The sequence below is a fragment of the Coprococcus sp. RTP31081st1_H1_RTP31081_211007 genome (genome assembly GCF_040227275.1).
Taxonomy (GTDB): Bacteria; Bacillota; Clostridia; order Lachnospirales; family Lachnospiraceae; genus Coprococcus; species Coprococcus aceti.
Genome location: NZ_JBEHVP010000002.1, coordinates 131,967 through 153,487 on the forward strand (window position 1 = coordinate 131,967; position 21,521 = coordinate 153,487).

Annotated in this window: 16 protein-coding genes; 1 reads left to right on the forward strand and 15 read right to left on the reverse strand. The window is 44.1% G+C overall.

What is annotated here, in order from left to right; translation table 11 throughout:
• Window positions 1-103: 103 nt before the first annotated feature.
• The 3 genes from ABUA31_RS04815 to ABUA31_RS04825 form a co-directional block, all read right to left on the reverse strand.
• Window positions 104-529 carry a Fic family protein gene (locus tag ABUA31_RS04815; RefSeq protein ID WP_349818842.1) on the reverse strand — a complete coding sequence of 142 codons (426 nt, stop codon included), beginning with the start codon at window positions 527-529 and terminating at the stop codon, window positions 104-106.
• Window positions 530-997, reverse strand: a complete 468-nt coding sequence (locus ABUA31_RS04820) for a Fic family protein (RefSeq protein ID WP_349818843.1) — start codon at window positions 995-997, stop codon at window positions 530-532. It lies immediately after the preceding gene.
• 227 nt (window positions 998-1,224) lie between these two features.
• Window positions 1,225-4,479, reverse strand: a complete 3,255-nt coding sequence (locus ABUA31_RS04825) for an RICIN domain-containing protein (protein WP_349818844.1) — start codon at window positions 4,477-4,479, stop codon at window positions 1,225-1,227.
• 197 nt (window positions 4,480-4,676) lie between these two features.
• Here ABUA31_RS04825 and ABUA31_RS04830 point away from each other — a divergent pair, with 197 nt between their 5' ends.
• Complete coding sequence (locus ABUA31_RS04830; protein ID WP_055224577.1) at window positions 4,677-4,904, forward strand: helix-turn-helix domain-containing protein; 228 nt, start codon at window positions 4,677-4,679, stop codon at window positions 4,902-4,904.
• A gap of 54 nt (window positions 4,905-4,958) precedes the next feature.
• Here the strand turns inward: ABUA31_RS04830 and argJ are convergent, their stop codons facing one another.
• From argJ to ABUA31_RS04890, 12 genes are all read right to left on the reverse strand, one after another.
• The gene (argJ, locus tag ABUA31_RS04835) at window positions 4,959-6,203 is read right to left on the reverse strand and encodes a bifunctional glutamate N-acetyltransferase/amino-acid acetyltransferase ArgJ (RefSeq protein WP_117551187.1); all 1,245 of its coding nucleotides are present in this window, start codon (window positions 6,201-6,203) and stop codon (window positions 4,959-4,961) included.
• Window positions 6,204-6,449: 246 nt separating this feature from the next.
• The gene (gene gltX, locus ABUA31_RS04840) at window positions 6,450-8,126 is read right to left on the reverse strand and encodes a glutamate--tRNA ligase (protein ID WP_055224575.1); all 1,677 of its coding nucleotides are present in this window, start codon (window positions 8,124-8,126) and stop codon (window positions 6,450-6,452) included.
• A 145-nt stretch (window positions 8,127-8,271) separates the two neighbouring features.
• Complete coding sequence (locus ABUA31_RS04845; protein ID WP_349818845.1) at window positions 8,272-8,790, reverse strand: pyridoxamine 5'-phosphate oxidase family protein; 519 nt, start codon at window positions 8,788-8,790, stop codon at window positions 8,272-8,274.
• A gap of 105 nt (window positions 8,791-8,895) precedes the next feature.
• Window positions 8,896-9,780 carry a diacylglycerol/lipid kinase family protein gene (locus ABUA31_RS04850; protein WP_117551179.1) on the reverse strand — a complete coding sequence of 295 codons (885 nt, stop codon included), beginning with the start codon at window positions 9,778-9,780 and terminating at the stop codon, window positions 8,896-8,898.
• The gene (locus ABUA31_RS04855) at window positions 9,755-10,504 is read right to left on the reverse strand and encodes a lysophospholipid acyltransferase family protein (RefSeq protein WP_349818846.1); all 750 of its coding nucleotides are present in this window, start codon (window positions 10,502-10,504) and stop codon (window positions 9,755-9,757) included. Before ABUA31_RS04855 ends, ABUA31_RS04850 begins: the two co-directional genes overlap by 26 nt.
• Window positions 10,501-11,457 (reverse strand): Gfo/Idh/MocA family protein, encoded by a 957-nt coding sequence (locus ABUA31_RS04860; protein ID WP_349818847.1) that lies wholly within the window; start codon window positions 11,455-11,457, stop codon window positions 10,501-10,503. Before ABUA31_RS04860 ends, ABUA31_RS04855 begins: the two co-directional genes overlap by 4 nt.
• Before the next feature lie 297 nt (window positions 11,458-11,754).
• A complete protein-coding gene (locus tag ABUA31_RS04865; RefSeq protein WP_015534020.1) occupies window positions 11,755-12,729 on the reverse strand; it encodes an aldolase catalytic domain-containing protein in 975 nt (324 codons plus the stop codon).
• 422 nt (window positions 12,730-13,151) lie between these two features.
• The gene (locus ABUA31_RS04870; RefSeq protein ID WP_349818848.1) at window positions 13,152-14,570 is read right to left on the reverse strand and encodes a glycoside hydrolase family 1 protein; all 1,419 of its coding nucleotides are present in this window, start codon (window positions 14,568-14,570) and stop codon (window positions 13,152-13,154) included.
• Window positions 14,571-14,669: 99 nt separating this feature from the next.
• On the reverse strand, window positions 14,670-15,635 hold the full coding sequence (locus ABUA31_RS04875) for an ROK family protein (protein ID WP_055273877.1): 966 nt from the start codon (window positions 15,633-15,635) through the stop codon (window positions 14,670-14,672).
• A gap of 58 nt (window positions 15,636-15,693) precedes the next feature.
• Complete coding sequence (gene glpK / locus ABUA31_RS04880) at window positions 15,694-17,181, reverse strand: glycerol kinase GlpK (RefSeq protein ID WP_161172246.1); 1,488 nt, start codon at window positions 17,179-17,181, stop codon at window positions 15,694-15,696.
• A 336-nt stretch (window positions 17,182-17,517) separates the two neighbouring features.
• Window positions 17,518-20,211, reverse strand: a complete 2,694-nt coding sequence (locus tag ABUA31_RS04885; RefSeq protein WP_055147128.1) for a translation factor GTPase family protein — start codon at window positions 20,209-20,211, stop codon at window positions 17,518-17,520.
• A gap of 101 nt (window positions 20,212-20,312) precedes the next feature.
• Window positions 20,313-21,380: a lysylphosphatidylglycerol synthase transmembrane domain-containing protein gene (locus ABUA31_RS04890; protein ID WP_156327938.1), complete on the reverse strand. Its 1,068-nt coding sequence runs from the start codon at window positions 21,378-21,380 to the stop codon at window positions 20,313-20,315.
• Window positions 21,381-21,521: the final 141 nt, after the last annotated feature.

Below are 21,521 nucleotides of genomic sequence, written 5' to 3' on the forward strand. Positions count from 1 at the left end.
TTCAAACTTTTAGTGTTTTGTTTACAATTTATATTTTACAGTCAGTTTCGTTTATTTGATATGGAAAAGTTGTTTTATTGCATTACCTGATGACATAACTTTTCTACTGCTTTACATATCTCTGATTTCTGCTGTTAGGTTTATCAGGCAATGTCATCTTTATCAGTCCAAGCTCCATCGCCGGATTTATATAATTTTTTCTAAGGGTCTCTTTGGACTTAAGCCCCAGCGCTTCCATTATGGAATTTGACGTATACGGCACTTCATATTCCATGACCGCCAGCATCCGCTTCACATATTCTGAAACTTCTGAATTCGACCTGTTCACCTGCAAGATGACTTCATCCAAAATCTGATTTATCATATTGAGCATGAATTCTATAAATATGTCCGAGTTGCCTTTTGTATGACATACCGCTATCGCATCATAATATTCATTCTGAAACCGCTCAATCTGGCTCTCCAGCGGTATATATTCAAATACGCTTCTCCACCTATATAAGAGAACTGTATGCCACAATCTTGCCATTCATCCATTTCCATCTGCAAATGGATGAATGAACACAAACTTATAATGAAATATTGCAGATAAAATAAGCGGGTGAATAACTCCCTCATCGCCTTTTCGGAATATACCGGACTCGCGGGCGGTTCTGTACGTCAATATTCCATGAATCCTTTTCAGGTCTGATATACTTGTCGGATCTATTTCGGGGATCTTCTCATAGGCTACGTATGCATTTTGCACTTCCTGTATTTCCTTTTGATCGTCAAGAACCAGATGTCCATTTATTACATCTCTGACATCATTCAATGATAACGAATTTGCCTCTATCTTTAGCGAAGAATGAATTGATCTTATTCTGTTGTTTCTGCGCAAATGTGGTTTTGACTCCAGCTCTTTATGACTGGTAATCCTTCCAACTTTTTCAGATATCTCTGAAACAAGTTCAAGCATTTTATTTGAGATCGTATATAGTGGTATATAACCGCTCATCAGCTCACCTCAATCTTGCTTATTATCTTACCAATTTATTGTGGGATTTTCAATGATGTTTATATACATATCGCAAGATCCCAATGTAGGAATTTGAAGAATCAACGCAAACAACGATAAGCATTAATAAAAAACTACTCTACAAAGCATTGCTTTGCAGAGTAGTTTGTCTACAGTCTGAGACTAAATTTTCTAGACTTTCCCCTATTTTTTATATGGCATAAAAATTATTTAACTTTTATCTTCTTTATACCACTATAACTTCCATATATTTTCTGTGATCCTACGATCTTATAACTTCTCACCCTTACATAATAGATTTTACCAGTCCGCTTCTTAGTTAATGTCACTCTATACTTCGAGTACGGCTTTATTGTATATGTATTTACAGACTTTTTAAATTTGCTATCAAGAGCTGTTTGAATCTCATAGCCACTTACCTTTGTATCTTTAACATACTTAACATATATGCTTGACTTTTTCTGTGATTTGATTCCCTTTATTGCCTGTATCTTAGGCTTTACAACCACTGTTACCTTCTTTGTTGCGGCCTTATATGCGGTCGTCGCTGCTACATAAATGGAAACAGTCACCTTACCTGTATTTTTAACAATCATTTTTCCAGTCTTATCAATCGAAACTACATTGTTATTAGAAGACTTGTATGATATTTTTCCATTTCCATTTGTCTTTGCCTTTATGGTAACAGACTTTCCGCCATATACCAAAGTATAATTTGCAGCATTCGTTGTTATTGTCTGTGTCTTTTTAACTACAGGCTTTTTGGTTATCTCAAAAACACATGTTGCTGTACCTGCATAATAATCCTCTGTCTCTGCAACATATGCCTTAATTATATACTTTCCTTCATTAGATGGTACAGTATTTGAATACTTGTTACTTCCTACTTTAGAATATGTATATGTAACTTTACCCTTTCCATCATTTCCTGTAAGAACTGGAGAAGATGGGCGATCACCAACATGCCAGCCCGCCATCATCAAAACAAGATTATTGAGTGACTTTTTCGTTACAGGCTGTAAACTACTATATTTATCTGTAATTGTAAACTTACAGGTTGCAACTCCACCATAATATTCATCAGTCTCTGCAACAACAGCTTTTATTATATATGTTCCCGCCTTTGTTGGTATAGCACTTGTGTACTCTGTACTTCCAACTGATGCATAGCTATATATTACTGCGCCATTGCCCAAATTGCCTGTCAAAATTGGTGTTGATGCATTTTCGCTTATATCCCAATCGTCAAGTATTAATACTAAGTTATCCAATAATTTTTTGACTACCGGAGCTGGCTTACTATTGTTATCCGTTATTGTGAACGTACATGTTGCCACTCCAGCGCAATATCTATCAGTCCCTGCTACCTCTGCCTTTACAGTATATGTTCCTGCTTTTGTCGGAAATTCTGCTGTGAAAACATCGCTTCCCTCTGGTGCATATGTATATGTTACCGCACCATTACCATCATTTCCAAGTAATACTGGCTGTGATGCCGTTCCGCTCAAATCCCAATCAGACATTTTAACTGCAAGATTACTTAATATTCTTTTTGTCGCAATGGTCAAGATATTACTTCTACATCCAGTATAAATTTCGTTCTTATTTTCATATGTACATATACCATATGCTTCTACCAAATAAGTATATGTAGTATTCTGTTTTAAACCAGATATAACACAAGAGGTTGTTGAACCATTTGCTATATCCTTCACCTTTGAATATGTATCATCATTCTGATTATACAAATAAATATTATATCCATCTGCTCCTCTTACTGAATCCCATGATATGTTTACACTATCAGCAGAATACTTTACAAGTGATGCATTTGTAGAATCAAGATACAAGCCATGACATTCGGCACCTGATGCACCTAAACAATAATCATTTGCTGCATTAACCCTGTACTCATATGTTATTCCTGATATACAATTTTTATCTTCGTATGTATCTATGTCTTCTCCTGAAACAACTGCTATTCTAGAATAGTCACTGTCCGTTGCCTTCTTACGATACACTTCGTATTTTGTTGCACCTGACACGGTATCCCATGATAACCGGAAACCGCCCTGTATTGTTGTCAGACCGAGAGCATTACAAGTATCAAGGCTTGTTGCCACCTTCTTTATTGTGAATTTCTGAGCTGAACTCTCATTTTTTTCATACAACCACACATTTGTACCATCTGCCGAGCCATTGCTATCTATATCAAGTACCGCATCTCCACATGATGCGTTTATAAAATAAGCACCTTCTGCTCCTCTCACAAACCACTTTTGCGCAGTCGTATTATTTCTTGTATATACTCCTACATTCGTTTCATTTTCCTGTCCCCAATTAGTATCATCAAGAGCTTTATCAGAAGCATTGTTTATTATTTCATATGATCCGCTTTCTCTCTTTCTAAAATGCCAAAGCTGATTTTTCTGTCCCGAGGCGGTTCTTATTGTCACATTGTCATCGCTATCGGCTGTCAAATACTTACCATTTCCTGTATTGATTATATTTGCGTAAAAGTCATCTCCTAAGTTAACTATCGAACTATCATATCCATATGTACTTACTGTCTTCACTGCTTCCTTCTGACGATGCTCTTTATCATTATAAGGTATTGCATATATATCAATTCTATAATGTCCTTCTTTCGGAATTGTAAATTGATAACTATTTGCATTTACATCTCCGTTTGAACCTGTTGCTCCACCGATGCACTCTTCCCCAGTATCAGTATTGGTGATGATTAACCAATAATGTAAGAAATCACTCTGACTGCTCGTTTTATTCCACGTAATATTTATTTTATCTCCAACTATGTAACACTCTCTGTTTGTTGTAATCGTTGGAGTTGTCATTTCTCCTGAAGCCCCACTCAAAGCACTTATGTGTAATACTCTTGCACCAACATCACACCCATTACTCCATGTGTGTGGATCACACCATTTTCCAAACGCTCTAGGAGTATTATTTCTAGCTCCGTTATGTGCGTAATAGGTTGCATAACCACTACTATTATATCCTCCACAAATCATTATATGTGGTCTGTATGTATGCGTATTACACCACTCTATTACAACATCTCCAGCCGCAAGAATATCTCCATCCAGACTTTTTGTCGCCTGTCCAGATGAATCAAGCTTTAAAATCTGTCCTTGTACTCCAGTTGCATTTGATACTGCATTATAACAATTTGTCGTTATTGTCTCAGTATTTATTGATATACCACCAGCCTGTACACACCGAGAAACAAATTCAGCGCATAATCCTACACCATCATTCCAATGACTTGCTGCATATTGTAACGCTGCTTCAGCGTTATATCCAGCAGCCTCTACTTTATCAGCTTTCTTTCCTGGCATAAATGGTACTAACGTAACAATCATCACGGCTGCCATTATCATGCTAATCCATCTTTTTTTCCGTAGCGAAATACCTTTATTCCACTTTTCATTCATACTCATAAATTTTCCTCCTCTTCCTACAAACTACTCAAGAAAAACACAATCTTCATTATTTGCCAAGTGCATCCCCCCATTTTTCTTTTGCTAATATCCTATTGCTTTTCATTTTAACGGAATGCCCGTTAAAAGTCAATTTCAATGAACATTTGTAATATATTTTATAGAAGTATATTTTTTTAGTAACTTAGGAGTACCTAATGCATTATTATGAAATAATTAAATCACTTCGTGAAGATAATGACCTTAACCAGACTCAGGTTGCAAATATAATACATGTTGCGCAGACAACATATTCTGACTACGAAAAAGGCAAAGTTCGCATGCCGATTGAATGTCTTATCGAACTTGCCAGGTATTACAACGTTGATATGAATTACATAACTGGTGTTTCTAGCTGCAAACAGCCATTTCCCATAAAAAAATAAGACACTGACCAACATCATTTTGATCAGTGTCTTATTTTTATTTACGAGTAAAACCTACGAACGATAATCCCCATTGATCTTCACGTAATCATATGTCAGGTCACAGCCCCATGCCTTGGCTGTAACATCGCCGATTCCGAGATCTATGTTGATGTGGATTTCATCTGAGCTCAATACCTTGGCTGCCTTCTCCTCTGAGAATGGTACGCCTGCGCCGTTGCGGCATACTGGAACCACGCCAAATTCTGACTCAAGATCTACTGCAACCTTATCTATATCAAAGTCTGCCTCCGCATATCCGATAGCACAGAGGATACGTCCCCAGTTGGCATCCTCGCCGAACATAGCGCACTTTGTAAGTGGGGAGCGGATAACGCTCTTTGCAACTATGATGGCTGTGTCAAGGTCAGGTGCTCCTGCAACTGTGCACTCGATCATCTTGGTTGCGCCCTCGCCGTCCGAGGCGAGCATCATGGTCATACACTCCATAACTATGTAGAGTGCCTTCTTGAACTTCTCATAAGCTTCGTTCTCCGTGTCGATGAGCTTGTTGCCAGCAAGGCCATTTGCCATGACTGTCAGGGTATCATTTGTGGACTGATCTCCGTCTACGGAGAGACAGTTGTAAGTAACCTTTACGATCTCTGAGAGCGCCTTCTGGATCAGCTCTGATGTAATGGCTATGTCTGATGTGATGAAGTTAAGCGTTGTAGCCATGTTTGGATGGATCATTCCGCTTCCCTTTGCCATACCTCCGAGGGTGCATGTCACTCCGTCTATGTCAAACTGGACAGCAACCTGCTTGTCAACTGTGTCTGTGGTCATGATAGCATTTGCCGCCTTGTCGTTGCCGTCTGCTGAGAGACCGTCTGCAAGCTCTTTCATATGCTCCTCAAATGGCTCGATAGGGATGATCTGTCCGATGACGCCTGTTGAAGCATTGATGACAAGGTTCACATCTATACCCAGGGCATCCGCTGCAAGCTGGGATATCTTCTCAGCCTTCTCTATTCCATCTGCGTTGCATGTGTTGGCATTCTTGGAGTTCACAATGACTGCCTGTGCCTTGTTGCCGGATTTCTTCAGGTGTTCCTTGGTAACTGTGACCGGTGCGCCCTTCACCTTGTTCTGTGTATACACGCCTGCTGCCACACATGGCACCTCTGAAAATACCATTCCAAGATCATTCTTGTTCTTGTCAGGGTTCAGTCCACAGTTAAGTCCATTGGCCGTGAAACCCTTGGCCGCGCACACGCCACCGTCTACATATGTATAACCGTCATATATCTTCTTGTTCATAGTAATCCAATCCCTTCTAAAATGTATTTTAACCAATCTTCATCAATTGGATGTGCACAAGTATATAGTACAATCTGTAATCGTTTTGACATTAACTGATGCAGGACATACGAAGGCGCCGGCTCTCAGTGAGCCTGCGAGCGCTAGTGCCGCTGCAGCCTGAGTTGAGCGGGAGCGCTCCTGCATGGTTATGTCAAACACGATACAGACTATGTCAACTTAATGTGCACATCCAATTGATACATCCTATCTATTCACCCACGCAAGGAACTTGTCCAGTCTGCCCATGGTCTTGTCTTTTCCGATCACGTTCATGATAGTGAACAGATCAGGTGAGTTCTGCTTGCCTGTGATGGCAACTCTGACTATGGTACATACATCTGTGATGCTTCCCTTGTATCCGTCAGGATTCTGCTTGTACTCCTTGACATTTGGACAGTAGCCGATCTTCTCGCCCATGACCTTCATGCTTGAGAACCAGTCCTCTGAGTCAAGGAAGAGATCCTTCTTGTACTCCTCGATAACCTCTGTGATCATCTCCGGTGTGTACTTCTCGTCTATCTCATACTGGAGATCCAGCTCGTCCTCGGGAGTGTACAGATAACCGAACATAGCGCGCAGATCTGACCATTTGCCGACGTCCTTGCGGACCTTCTTGCCTGACATCTTCCACAGGTTGATGGTCTTCATGAAGCCGTCCTTGTCCTGTGTGCCAAATGTGTATATGTTCTCGTCATGCTCCTTTGCCCACTCCATGATGAGGTCGTAACATTCCTCGGCTGTGAGCTTTGAGATCATCTCCTTGCTGACATCATTGAGCTTCACCATGTCAAAAAGTGCGCCGCTGACAGGCATCTTCTTGAGTGATAATGTAAAGTCGTCTATTGTCTTGTCTGCATGTGCTGCATGCCACTCTTCGTAGTTGGAGTTTGCTATTGTCATAAGGTACTCAAGCACGCTGACTGATGGGAATCCCTGCTCTGCATAGAAGCCAACCGCAGCCTCCGGGTCCTTTCTCTTGCTGAGCTTTCTCTTTCTCTGGTGCTCGCCCTCCTCGTCCACTGTAACCTCAAGCTTCATGATAGGTGCGATGTGCGCATACTTTGGAAGCGCAAATCCACACAGATCAAAGAGCTGCTTGTGAAGTGGATATGATGCAAGCCACTCGTCACCTCTGATGACAAGATTTGTCCTCATGAAATGATCGTCAACTGCATGTGCAAAATGGTATGTAGGTATTCCGTCTGACTTCAGAAGTACCACATCCATGATATTCTCAGGCATCTCGATTTTGCCCCTGATAGGATCGCTGTAGATAACAGTCTTTCCTGCCTCGCCCGGACTCTTGAGTCTCACGACATATGGCTCGCCCGCTGCAAGCTTCTCCTCTATCTGCTCGTATGTCAGATTTCTTCCTACTGCATACTCGCCGTAATATCCTATGTCAACCTTTGCAGCCTCCTGCTTTGCCCTGATCTCATCAAGCTCCTCGGCTGTTGTGAAGTCAGGATATGCATATCCCTCCTGCATAAGCTTCTTGACACATGTCTGATATATCTCTTTTCTCTCACTCTGCTTATATGGACCATATATAGTCTCACCGCCCTCAAATGGTCCCTCGTCAAATCCAAGGTCAAACTTCTTCAGCGAATTGATGATCTCATTTACACCGTCCTCAAGCTCTCTCTTTCTGTCAGTGTCCTCTATTCTGAGGTAGAACACGCCGCCACTCTGCTTTGCAAGCTTTCTTGAGATCATGGCTGCATACAGTCCACCGATGTGCATGTATCCTGTAGGGCTTGGCGCAAATCTTGTTACCCTTGCTCCCTCCGGAAGATCTCTCTCCGGAAATCTCTTCTCAAGGTCATCCACTGTATCTGTTATATCTGCAAATATCAAATCCGCTAATTTGTTGTAATCCATCTCCTGTTTTCACCTTTCTGCTATATCACTTATCATCAAGAGTCTGCTTGATGATCGCTTCATTATATCCTGTCTGATTATAATTTGTATTATGTTTTACGTCAATTCCTTAAACCACAATGGCAATTGCATAGATTCCATATACTTATCGCCTTGACTTACACATAAAATTTTCCACAACTATCTCATACACATTTACCGCTGCAAGCATCTGGTCTGAGTAGTTATACTTCTTCTTTTCTACCTTGTCAAACGATCTCATATTCTCGGTATTTCTCGCAAGCTGATGATTCATAAGGCAGTTGAGTGCCTCGCACTTTTCCTCAGGATCTGTCAACTTTCTGGCTGTGCCATTTCCCATGATACTGCTGTAGAGGTAACCGAAGCTGCAGGCATTTGGTCCCTCAACCAGATAGTGATCTGTGTCCATCTCTATGGCCACCTTCGGATCCGCTGCCAGAGCATCCACCTTCCTGCCCTCACCGGCAGAGTGGAAATAAAGCTTCAGAACATCCTCCTCGTAGGTATAACCGAAATTCAGCGGAACTATGTACATTCCCTCTTCATCGTGAACCGCCATCCGGAACACCTTACACGAATCAAGTACATCCACTATCTCTTCACGATCTGTTATCATCCTGTCACTTCTCCGCATCTCCCGCATACAATACCTCCTTTTTCAGCGTACAATCTATTAAAATAGTATAAATGACGTCAGCATATTTGCAAGTTTTTTGAACTTTATATTATTCGGATTTTCAAAACTTTTTTATTTCTGATCCAGGCTCCACGCTTTAACTTTATATGATGTAACTCCAAGTATCGTCTCGCCGTCTATCTGAAGTGGTGTCGGACGATCAAATTCAACCTCAACCTCTTTTGCGTTGAATATATCAACATACTTTTCGTACTTGACATGCTCTCCCTTGAATATAGAAGGAAAGATCATAAGGGTTCCAAGCTTGCCCTTGCCGCGGAACACCATAACCGAAACTGTATGCTCCGGATTCAGTCTGTCCTGCCCGGGGGTAGCCATCATTCCGCCGCCATAATATCTGCCATTCATGGTTGGCACGAGCCAGGCATTTTTATATTCATGACGGACTCCATCCACTTTCACCACAGCATTTCTCGGTTTGAATGCGTAGAGCAGGCCTTTGATAGCTATAGCCGTATAGTTCACAGGCTTGTTCTTATGAGTTTTCTCATTCTTTGTCCTCTGGCGGTCGCCCTCCTCACAGCAGTAACCGTCTATTCCGAATCCAACATTGTTGATGAATAGCCACTTTTTGCCGTTGATTGTCACCTCCGGGAGATGCTGTATGTACTGATTTATCTGGTAATCCGGAGTGTCATGACTATTATGTCCTATGTCCTTTGCAAAGTCATTGCCGCTTCCGGAGGCATAATAGTAGATGGTATTCTTCACATCCATGTCCTTTATATCATTCACAAATATGTTCAGCGTTCCGTCACCGCCGCACAGGATAACCTCGTCATCCTCTGCAAGCGATCCCATGAACTCCGCATATGAAGCGATCTCTGTCATCTTCTTGAGTATCGCATCAGGATATGTATCTGCAAGTGCCTGCACGTCATACATACATTTGCCGTTGCCCGCCAGTGAATTATATAAAATGTACTTCCTTCCCATAGTTTTTACCCTTTTCATCTTTCTCAAGAACAAGTCTCACCCTGTCGCTGATCTCATTCTTCTTCATTGCTTTTACCTCATCGGCAGGTATCACATCCACCGCATCTATATAGACGTCAGATCTGCGCCTCAGCACATTCCTGTAGATATTCTCCGTTCCGTGTATCGCCATGACGACTATCGGCGCATGCGCTTTCTGGGCTATTCTGAAAACACCCGTGTGAAATGGCAGAAGTCCGCCCTGTCTGTTTCTCGTTCCCTCCGGGTATACTCCAACTGCCATATCTCCCTTCTGGAGAATCTCGGTAGCCGTCTTGATCGTAGACAATGCCTTACCCGGATCTGATCTGTCTATCGGCATAAAGCAGCATCTTCTGATGATCCTGCCGAATATCGGTATCTTAAAATTCTCCGGCTTGGATATAAATGCCACATCCCACTTCTTAAATACCTGCCATTCTATCAGCGGATCATAATTTGACAGATGATTTCCCACAAAGAGTGGTTTGACATCCACTGGAATCTTCTCCATGCCAGTCACATGCATTTTCACTCTTAGAAACCACATGGCAAATCCGGTGACACCATACAGCAGATGCCTGTAGAACCTGCTGTCCTCCATATACTGCCTGTCAGTTCTCACGAACAGACTGCACACAAAGAGAAAAAGTATGTACATCAGAAATATGGCTATGATTCCGCCAAGTATATATATAATTATCACTTTTTATTCCACCCTTTTCTAATATCATCCATAAGCTTCATCATATATATAGACTCTGACAAAGGCATCGATTTACTCTGGAACTGTCCCTGTCTGATCATATCAAGGCTTTCCATGACCTCGTACTCGTAGCCGCTTATCTGCTTTGGCACATCCACATGTCTTATCAGTCTGTCCTCGCAGTCAAATACATCTATCCACTGTGGATTATTTATATTCTGGACTATCATGTATCCCTTCTCACCGTAAAAGATGCCTTTTCTGTCTGATCTTCCGTACATGCTGTGGGTTGTCACTGCCATCCTGCCGTCTCTGTATTTGACGGTTATACTCTCCTGTCCGTCTACCCCTGTCTCATGCATCATGACAGACGATTCGATAGCTGAGATCTCTTTACCCATATTCATGACAATGAAGTTCAGCCCATAAACTCCCACGTCTAAAAGGGCACCTCCTGCCAGCTCAGGTCTGATCAGGCGGTCTATCTTTGATATCGGATAGGACAGGTTGCAGGTCATTGTCCTGATATCCCCTATCACACCTGATCCAAGAATTTCATTTATTATCTGTCTGGACGGCATATATCTCGTCCATATTGCCTCTGCCACGTACACATTCTTCTTTGCTGCCAGATCTGCGATCTCCTCAGCCTGTGCAGCATTGTAGGTGAATGCCTTCTCGCATAGCACATTTCTTCCATGTTCTATGCAGAGCTTCATTTGCTCATAGTGATGTGAATGCGGCGTTGCAATGTATACCAAATCTATCGCATCGTCACTGACCAGTTCCTCATAACTTCCGTAAGCTTTATCTATTGCAAACTCGTTGGCAAATGCATTTGCCTTTTCCCAGCTTCTCGAACCTACAGCATACAGCTTCACATCAGTCATCCTGTTTATCGTGTCCGCCATAACGCCGGCAATCTTGCCTGCGCCTAATATTCCTATGTTCATATGCTGTCATCCTCCTGTTTTTTCTATCTGTTTTCCAGCGCTGACACTGCATATATATCTTCAAAAGTACATCTCTTTTTGTTTTCGACATATTTTGACACTACATATCAGATTATAACACACAGACGGGAAAATAGAAGAAAAACTCCTGATGCCAGCGATAACTGACACCAGGAGTCCTCCCCTTTATCTTGAGCACCATAATAAGCACCCAACCCACTATATATGTTGTACTATGCATCTCTATCGGCTACACATATTCTACAGTGTAAAATATGTTGTTCCACAATCCGCATGTTACTCTCTGTACATAAGGTAGCTGTACATATCTGCATAATCATGTCTCTCATTCTTGATGAAATCGATGGCTTCCCTTGGATGCTGATTCAGCATTCCGGTCAGCATGTATGGCACATCATAGCCCCATACTGCATCTCCCTTTGCCTTGAGCGGAACCATGTACTGCTCTATGAACTTCAAGATGTGGTACAGGTTGTACTTTGGATTTCTGAGGAATCCAAGAAGAAGCTCAAGCGCACAATTTCCTGCGCCCCTGCCCATACAGCTTACAGTTCCATCGAGCATGCTCGCACCACTCCTCATTGCCTCAACAGTGTTGGCATAGGCAAGCTTTAAGTTGTCGTGTGCATGTATTCCTATCTTCTTGCCATACTTCTCTCCAACTGCGACATATTTCTCCGCGAGTTTCTTGATCTGCTCAGGGTACAGTGAGCCGTAGCTGTCAACAATGTATATTCCATCTACATTGCTCTTACCAAGCAGCTCAAGGGCAAGATCGATATCCGACTCCTGATCCTTTGAAACTGCCATGATATTGCATGTAGTCTCGTATCCCTTTGCATGTGCATCCTCAATCATCTCGATGGCTGCAGGCATGGTGTTGATGTATGTCGCCACCCTCACCAGATCGATAACACTGTCGGCTCTGTCGATGATATCCTTCTTGTAGTCGCATCTTCCGACATCAGCCATAACTGAAATTTTCAGATCTGTATTGTTCTCTCCAACGATGGCTCTTATATCCTCCTCGTTGCAGAACTTCCATTTGCCGAATTTGTTCACATCAAACATTTCCTTGGAGGCCTTATAGCCGAATTCCATATAATCAACCCCCGCCTTGATGTTCGCTTCATAGAGGGCTCTTATAAACTCGTCAGTAAAATAGAAATCGTTGACAAGTCCTCCATCTCTTATTGTTGCGTCAAGTACCTGAATGTCAGGTCTGTAGGTGATCAGATCTCCGCCTATCATAATAGTGTCCTCCTTCTTGTTTTTTTGTTTTGATTTTCTCTTTTTCTCTTTTGGTTTTTCTCTCTGATATTTCTGAGTCTATTTACTGCAAAGCTGTTTTCCAGTTTGATTCTATTTACTACACCTCTGTCTTCCAGTTTGTATCCTATAGATATTTTTCCTCAGTTTTCTCAATTTAAACTTACGTCACTTTAACGCGTTGGTGTATGTTAGTGGCTTTATTTAGTATAGCACATAAATAAATTAATGCAAGGACTTTATTCAAAAATGCAATCTTTGGTGATTCTGTTTTTATCCTTTTTCGCAGGGAAATCAAAGTCTTAGGATAATTTTATCCTAAACAAGCGAAATATAGCCCAAAAGATACAACTTTCTGGAACTTTGTATCTTTTAGGCCTAAATTGTTGATTTCTGGATAATTTTTAGCTCAGATCCTCGCCGTTAGTCTCGATGACCTTCTTGTACCAGTAGAAGGAATCCTTTCTGTATCTCGCAAGATCCTTCATGTCAAACTCATCTCTGTTGACATATATAAAGCCGTATCTCTTGGTGATTCCTTCGTGGGTGGACACGAGGTCGATTGCTGACCATGGGCAGTAACCCATCATCTCTGCACCCTCGTCTGCTGCCAGCTTAATCTGCTCTATATGCTTTCTTAAGTACTCTATACGATAGTCGTCGTGTACCCTGCCATCCTCTGTAAGCTTGTCATATGCGCCAAGACCATTCTCTGTCACAATCATAGGAAGGTGATATCTGCTGTACATCTCTCTTATAGTTGCCCTAAAGCCGTCAGGGTCTATCTCCCAGCCAAACTCTGTGCGGAGAAGATTTGGATTTGGATACGCCTTGTATACCCCCGGCTCAATACCGGCTGATTGCTGATCCTTTTTTTCTGAGTCCGTCACAGCAACCGGACTGTCATCCCACTCAACCGTTGCAGTATTATAATAATTGAAACCTATAAAATCAGGCTTTGCCTGCTCCATGATATCCATATCTCCGTCCTCGATGACTGGAATGGCATCATGTTCCTCAAGGAACTTCCACACCAGGTCGTTGTATCTTCCATACACTGCCATATCAAGGTAAAGCCAATTTCTTATCGCGTTGAAGTTCTGTGCTGCCAGGACATCCTTCGGCTTGCATGTGGCAGGATATACCAGTGAAATATTTGGTGCAGGACCAATCTTTGCACCAGGACACATCTCATGGAGAAGCTTCATGGCCTTTGCCTGAGCAAGGAGCATGTGGTGATTCTCCTGATAAAGCTTCTTGTATTTATTTGTCACGCCCTCCATGTTGCAGGTTCCAATCACGTCACCCACAAGTGTGAGCATGTTCTGCTCATTGATAGTCAGCCAGTACTTTACTCTGTCGCCATAATTTGTGTAGAGAAGCTTTGCAAATTCAACAAACTCGTCAACACTCTCTCTTCTCGACCAGCCACCTTTTTTCTCAAGAGCCGCAGGAAGATCAAAATGGAACATTGTGACAAGCGGCTCGATTCCGTACTTGAGGCACTCATTTATCACATTGTTGTAGAAGTCAATTCCCTCCTGGTTGACTCTGCCGGTTCCCTCTGGGAGGACTCTGCTCCACGCGATGGAGAATCTGAATGTCTTGAATCCCATCTCAGCCATGAGGGCTATGTCCTCTGCATATCTGTGATAAAAATCAGCACACACATCCAGCTCACTTGTTCCCGCTGGAACTGTCTTGATGTCCTGCACACTTGGACCCTTGCCGTGTGACAGATTGGCACCCTCAACCTGATATGCGCTTGTCGATGCTCCCCAGAGAAAATTCTCCGGGAGTCCATGTTTCTTTGTGATTATCATAATTTTCCCTCCATGGATTTACATTTTCAATAGTATTTATAAAAGAGATGAACCATCTGTTCCAGTTCATCTCCATCTTACGTTTGTTTTATTGCAATTTTATTTCACGCCCTCATACTTCTGCTTATAGTTGTACAACGCGCCAAGAAGATTCGAATCATTGCGGAACTTGCATGTGTCGATAACCATGCCATCGTAGGTCTTTGTAATCTTTCTTATCTTGTCCACATACTTCTTAACCCCCGGAACAAAGTTCGGATTGGCACTCATTCCACCTCCGATAAGTATGACATCCGGATCTATCGTCATGTACAGGTTACAGCAGAGCTTTGCTATGGAGAAGTATGAGTCCTCAACCATATCTATGATCTCCTGATTACCCTCATCTATCCATTGATATACCATCTCACCGGTCACCTCTTCTGGCTTCATATGCATTATCTTGGATGCCTTGTATGTAATGGAGCTTGCAGTACATGTTGAGGTTACCATGAACGGGTTATATTCAAATGTCTCCTCAACAGTCAGCTCTTCACAGCATCTGACATTATCAGCTTCTTCCCTTGTCATGTTCATGAGGGCATATGACAATTCACCTGCCAGAAGTCTCTTGCCTCTGTGGATCTTTCTGTCAATGATTATTCCACCGCCGATTCCTGTACCCACGACAACGACTACTGCATTTGTAGCCGTACTGGCATTGCCCAGCCACAACTCTGCGAGAGCCGCACATTTGCCATCGTTCTCAAGGGCTACAGACACACCGCCGCATGCCTCTGATATGAGATCACCAAGATGTGCACCATCAAGATACTTGATCCCGCCACCGCCGTACACTATGCCGCGCTCGACATCTATCTGTCCAGGAAGCCCCATGGCAATTCCTGTTATGTCACAGTCCAGTACCTTCTCGTCATACACCTTCTTGATCTGCGCCACAAATGCCGGAGTTCCAGCCTCGGCATATCTGTCGGTTGGAGTCTTACCCTTTCCCGATATATTGCCCTCATCGTCCATTAACGCATACTTTATAAATGTTGCCCCTACATCAAATACTAAATACATAAGTCCCTCCTGTTTTCTCATTACCCATTGCTTTTTCTTTCTATATATATTTTTATATTCACCTTGTCACTCTCGTTCTCTCCACTGCGTCCTTCCAGCCTGCAAGGAGCGTCTCCCTCTTATCTTCGGTTATCCCCGGCTCAAATCTTCTGTCGGCCTTCCAGTAGCCCTTGATCTCATCCAGACTGTCATAGTAGCCAACAGCAAGTCCAGCCAGATATGCAACACCCAGAGCCGTTGTCTCCGTGATCACAGGCCGCACTATCTCGGCATTCTCTATATCTGCCTGGAACTGCATCAGGAAGTTGTTGGCGCTGGCGCCGCCGTCCACTCGAAGGCTTGTGATAGGAAGTCCTGCATCCATCTCCATAGCCGCAAGAACATCCGATGTCTCATATGCCAGCGATTCGACTGTCGCCCTGACAAAGTGCGCCTTATTTGTTCCCCTTGTAAGGCCGAACACTGCCCCTCTGGCGTACGCATCCCAGTAAGGAGCGCCAAGTCCCGTAAATGCAGGTACCACATATACACCATTACTGTCCGGCACAGACAGAGCAATGCGCTCAGTGTCCGCTGCATTGTCTATGAGCTTCATCTCATCCCTGAGCCACTTGATGGCTGCTCCAGCCACAAACACACTTCCCTCAAGCGCATAGCTGACTTTTCCGTCAAGTCCTATGGCTATAGTGGTGAGAAGTCCCTGCTGCGAGTCAACTGCCTTATCCCCCGTATTCATGAGGAGGAAACAACCTGTTCCGTAGGTGTTCTTCACATCACCGGCCTCAAAGCAGCACTGTCCGAACAGCGCAGCCTGCTGATCTCCGGCAACTCCCGCTATAGGCACCTCACCGCCAAATATCTCCCTGTCCGTGTATCCGTATATCTCACTGGAATTTCTCACTGCCGGAAGCATGCTCTCCGGGATGTTGAACTTTGCAAGCAATTCCTTGTCCCACTCCAGTGTATGAATGTTGAAAAGCATGGTACGCGACGCGTTTGTGTAGTCCGTTGCGTGAACTCTTCCGCCTGTGAGCTTGTATATAAGCCATGTGTCAACGGTTCCGAACATCAGCTCCCCCGCCTCTGCGCGTTCCCTGGCTCCAGGCACATTATCAAGTATCCACTCTATCTTCGTTGCAGAGAAATACGGATCTACTATCAGTCCCGTTTTCTCTCTTATCACCTTGTCATATTCTTCAGCCTTAAGCTGCTCTATCCTGTCCGCAGTTCTCCTGCACTGCCACACTATGGCATGGTACACCGGATTGCCGGTCTTTCGATCCCACACTATGGTTGTCTCTCTCTGATTGGTAATTCCTATTGCGGCTATGTCCTCGGTGCGGATTCCCATGGTCTCCCTCGCCTCCATCATCACCGACATCTGGGTTGCCCATATCTCCATAGGGTCATGCTCCACCCATCCGTTATTCGGGAAATGCTGGGTGAACTCCTTCTGTTTCACTGAGCATATCCTGCCTTCCTTATCAAATATTATCGCCCTTGAGCTGGTCGTTCCCTGATCCAGCGCCATTATATAATCTGCCAAATTGCCCTCCTATTAACACGGACGCTCGGTTCTAGTGTTTTGCAACCAAACTGATGGGTATGCCTTCTCAGGGGACGCTCCCGCTCGTTTCGCCCTGCAGCGGTACTAAGATGCTGCTTAGCGCACCATCTAAGAACCGGCGGGCTCAAATGCCCCTGCGAAGGCATACCCACCAGCTTGGTTTATATACACTGTTAAGCCTCGCTGTTCTCCGTAATTATGTATGGTCCGTCGGGCAATTTTGCCCTGACAAACCTTTTTTCCTTCTTCCTTTTAAGTATCTATCAAATAAGCCAGAATCAAATAGTTCAGCTTAATTGTTTTGATCAAATTTTCTCAATCGTTTTTCAGATAATTCTCTCTCAGATGTTCGTTCACCCTCTCAACCTCTGCCTTGAAGTCCCGTGAGGACATGCGGATCGCACCCTGGCCCATGGTGACTATCTGCTCCAGTCCGTCCGATGTGACCACAGTGACCTTGTGCTTTCTCGCAATCTCATGTGTGAGCTTTTCTATATGCGCATCCGCGGTCTCACCCTCCTTGGTGTACACAACCTCTATATCGTCATAAGGAAATCTCTCCCCCTTGTTGTCCTTCACCTTGTAGCCGTCAAATACCACTATCAGATGACAGTTCATATATCCCTGATAGTTCGACAGGATATCCATGAGTTTTCCTCTCGCGGAGTCTATGTTGTGCTCCGACAGTTCCCGAAGTGTATCCCACGCAAATATGACGTTGTAGCCATCCACTATGACATAGTCCTCGCCACTCTTTCTGCGCTTGAATGCTCCAGGTGTTGCTATCCCTCTATCGGCTGGCCTGCTGCCCACAAGCGGCCCATTCCCAGGCTGTCTGTCTCTGGACTGACTCTTATTATACTGTCCATTTACTTTATACTCAGATGTAGTTCTCCTGAATCTTCCATTCAACGCCACATCCTTGTCCTTGTAATCTCCGCCAAATGTCCTTGCAAATATCTCGCTGAGCTCCTCATCTGTTATGGACATCTCCGATACACTCTTTCCCGGCCTGTTCACCGGAATATCCATAGCATAGCCATCTTCCGTGTAGCCAAGCTGGCCCGAGATCTCAAATCCCGGATCCTCCTTCACATGCATGTTCTCATACACATCATACCAGTCCACCAGATAACCTGCACCGTGGGCACAGAATACCGATGAAGATGGATTAAACCTGTCAAGCTCAGGATCATAATGTCTCTCAGCCAGAACCTCTTCGGTGTTGTGGCACGGCTGATAGCCGTCTATATCCACCTGAAGCCTGCCTGTACCTCTGGAAAATGCTGTGAGTTCACTGTAATACTCTCTCATGGTATATACCGGGGCATGTCCCGTGATGACTGTCGTCTCACCGGATATCTCCTGACCGTCCATAGTTCCGCTCATCTTCACTATGTCTGCAAGAACCCTTCCAGCATACTCCTGTGGTACCTCTATTTTAAATGCATACACAGGTTCCAGCAAGACACTTTCCGCCATCATAAGGCCCTGTCTCACCGCCCTGTATGTCGCCTGTCTGAAATCTCCACCCTCAGTGTGCTTCTGATGTGCGCGCCCCGCAGTGATGCTTATCTTCATATCCGTGATTGGCGATCCCGTAAGCACTCCCCTGAACTCACGCTCCTGAAGATGGGTGAGTATCAGTCTCTGCCAGTTCTTATCCAGTACATCCTCGCTGCAAATGCTGTCAAAGCACATTCCACTGCCATTTTCCATAGGTTCAAGCAACAAATGTACCTCTGCGTAGTGCCTGAGCGGTTCAAAATGTCCTACACCCATGACTGGAGCCGCGATCGTCTCCTTGTATGATATCCTGCCCTGTCCGTATGTGATGGCAATTCCAAACCTGTCTCTTACCATCTGAGCCACTACCTCAAGCTGTACCTGCCCCATGACCTTGATGTATATCTCTCCTGCGGTCTCATTCCACTGCACCTGGAGCTGGGGATCCTCTTCCTCAAGCAGTCTGAGCTTTGACACCATCGTGACCGCATCCACATCAGTCGGGTACATGACCTTATAGCTGAGAACCGGCTCCAGACTTGGGAGCTCTCCATCCAGGCAGGCACCGATTCCCTGTCTGCCGTAGGTATTCACCAGTCCCGGAACAGCACAGACACATCCGGCGGGAACCTGGGTTACCATGTCGTACTTTGCACCGGAGTACACCCTTATCTGGTTGACCTTCTCATGGCTCTCCTCCCCCTGACTGTTTCTGAGCGTCAGCACATCCTTGAGCTTCAACACTCCTCCAGTGACCTTCATGTAGGTAAGTCTCTCGCCCTTATCGTCACGTCCTATCTTGAACACTCTGGCGCCAAATTCTTCCCCGCGCACAGGTTCCACTACATATCTGTTCATGCCGTCAAGAAGCTCTGACACGCCCTCATTCTTGAGTGCAGAGCCAAAGTAACATGGGAACAGCTTTCTGCCCGCAATGGCATTTACCACGTCCTGTTCATCATTTGCCCCAGTCTCAAGAAAATGTTCAAGCATGGCCTCATCGCACATGGCGATCTGCTCTCCTGAATCTTCACATAAAAAATCGACACAGCCATCACTCAGTCTGTGTCTGATATTGTCCATGAGGTAATCTCTGTCATAGCCAGTCATGTCCATCTTATTGACAAATATAAATACAGGAATCCCATATCTCTCAAGCAGCTTCCACAGGGTCTCCGTGTGGCTCTGCACTCCGTCCATACCGTTGATGACCAGAACCACATAATCAAGAACCTGCAATGTTCTTTCCATCTCTGTTCCGAAATCCACATGTCCCGGAGTGTCAAGCAAAGCTATATGCATATCAGCATATGCAAGCTCTGCCTGCTTGGAAAATATCGTGATCCCCCTGTCCTTTTCCTGACTGTCCGTATCTAGATATGTATCCTGATGATCCACCCGCCCAAGCTTTCTTATCTGTCCTGCCTGATATAGCATCGCCTCCGACAGGGTGGTCTTACCCGAATCAACGTGGGCCAGTATGCCCGCGACTATGTTCTTCATATGTATCTTTTTCCCTTCACCAGCCGATATATATCACCTGCCATGCATCTTGCTGACCATTGATATATATCGGTTCTTTATAAACTCATTTATCGGTTCAGCTATGAGTCTGTATCCGCCATGCTATCGCCATCCGGGATTCCCTGTTTTTCATTCTGCGCCGCCTTATATCTCTTGAACCTCTTGAAGAATATGGCTGTAAATGCACCTATGATAAAAGGGAACATGAATGTGGCAAATCTATAGAGAAGTGCCATGGCTCCGGCTGCAGCAGAACCAACAAGTCCCGAATAGATCGCTGTCATAACAAGCTCACTTGATCCGATTCCTCCCGGCATAGGAATGACTGCCGCCAGCATGACACTCATGGCTGTTATACCTATTGACGTGACAATATTCATATCACACAAGTTGTGACACACTATATAAGGTATGGCAAACCAGCACGCGAACTTGCATATATCAAGCAGCATGACTACCACTATAAGCCACGGTTTCTTAAGTACAACCCTGGTGGCATCCTCCATCATAGCTGTCTGCCCACTTAAACTGTCAATCTGCTTTGCAAATCGTCCTTTAAACAAAGCATCAGCTTTTTCAAGAAGCCATCTGAGGAATCTGTGAAACGGCGGCCAGCACGCAAAGAGCACTATCGCCATCGTTATGAGTATGGTCGCTATAACACCGAGGACAACATATGAACTGTATTTGCCAAACACTCCAAGCATATATTCTCTGTTCGCAAGAAACAATGCCACCGCCATAACACATATGGTCATCTTGTGTATCGCATAATCAATAGAGTACAGACCAAGCGCTTTCGACGGCTGTATTCCGCAGTGTTTCATGAACAATGTGGATGCCACTATGGTACCGCTCCCAAGGGTTGACACCCTGTAAAATGACACAAAATACGTCATAATATTTGCATCGAAAAATGTCATATTGTTCTCCACCTGTCGCATGAGGATAAACGTTATGCAGCTCTCTATCACTCCATATAAAAGCGTCGCTCCGAGAATAGCTGCCACAACCACAGGACTTGTCTTTACAAGCTGCGACATTATAGGGCCTGCCATGTCACGGAATACGTAAATGATAAGACCTACAAGTGCCAGAACGCACAACCATTTTATAAGTGTTTTCTGTCTATCTGATAGTTTTTTCATAGTCTTATATCCCTTTTCCCCTAATATCAATTCATTCAGATCAGTCTTATCCCAATCTGCCCACCATCTCAAATGTACCGGCAATTAGACTCTGCCATGCATACTGATCTCCTGTTTCGTACAATAGATTAACAAGCTAAC

Coding starts and splice junctions, on each gene's coding strand:
- ABUA31_RS04815 (WP_349818842.1), bottom strand. CDS start 529: ATGGCAAGATTGTGGCATACAGTTCTCTTATATAGGTGGAGAAGCGTA.
- ABUA31_RS04820 (WP_349818843.1), bottom strand. CDS start 997: ATGAGCGGTTATATACCACTATATACGATCTCAAATAAAATGCTTGAA.
- ABUA31_RS04825 (WP_349818844.1), bottom strand. CDS start 4,479: ATGAGTATGAATGAAAAGTGGAATAAAGGTATTTCGCTACGGAAAAAA.
- ABUA31_RS04830 (WP_055224577.1), top strand. CDS start 4,677: ATGCATTATTATGAAATAATTAAATCACTTCGTGAAGATAATGACCTT.
- argJ (WP_117551187.1), bottom strand. CDS start 6,203: ATGAACAAGAAGATATATGACGGTTATACATATGTAGACGGTGGCGTG.
- gltX (WP_055224575.1), bottom strand. CDS start 8,126: ATGGATTACAACAAATTAGCGGATTTGATATTTGCAGATATAACAGAT.
- ABUA31_RS04845 (WP_349818845.1), bottom strand. CDS start 8,790: ATGCGGGAGATGCGGAGAAGTGACAGGATGATAACAGATCGTGAAGAG.
- ABUA31_RS04850 (WP_117551179.1), bottom strand. CDS start 9,780: ATGGGAAGGAAGTACATTTTATATAATTCACTGGCGGGCAACGGCAAA.
- ABUA31_RS04860 (WP_349818847.1), bottom strand. CDS start 11,457: ATGAACATAGGAATATTAGGCGCAGGCAAGATTGCCGGCGTTATGGCG.
- ABUA31_RS04865 (WP_015534020.1), bottom strand. CDS start 12,729: ATGATAGGCGGAGATCTGATCACCTACAGACCTGACATTCAGGTACTT.
- ABUA31_RS04870 (WP_349818848.1), bottom strand. CDS start 14,570: ATGATAATCACAAAGAAACATGGACTCCCGGAGAATTTTCTCTGGGGA.
- ABUA31_RS04875 (WP_055273877.1), bottom strand. CDS start 15,635: ATGTATTTAGTATTTGATGTAGGGGCAACATTTATAAAGTATGCGTTA.
- ABUA31_RS04885 (WP_055147128.1), bottom strand. CDS start 20,211: ATGAAGAACATAGTCGCGGGCATACTGGCCCACGTTGATTCGGGTAAG.
- ABUA31_RS04890 (WP_156327938.1), bottom strand. CDS start 21,380: ATGAAAAAACTATCAGATAGACAGAAAACACTTATAAAATGGTTGTGC.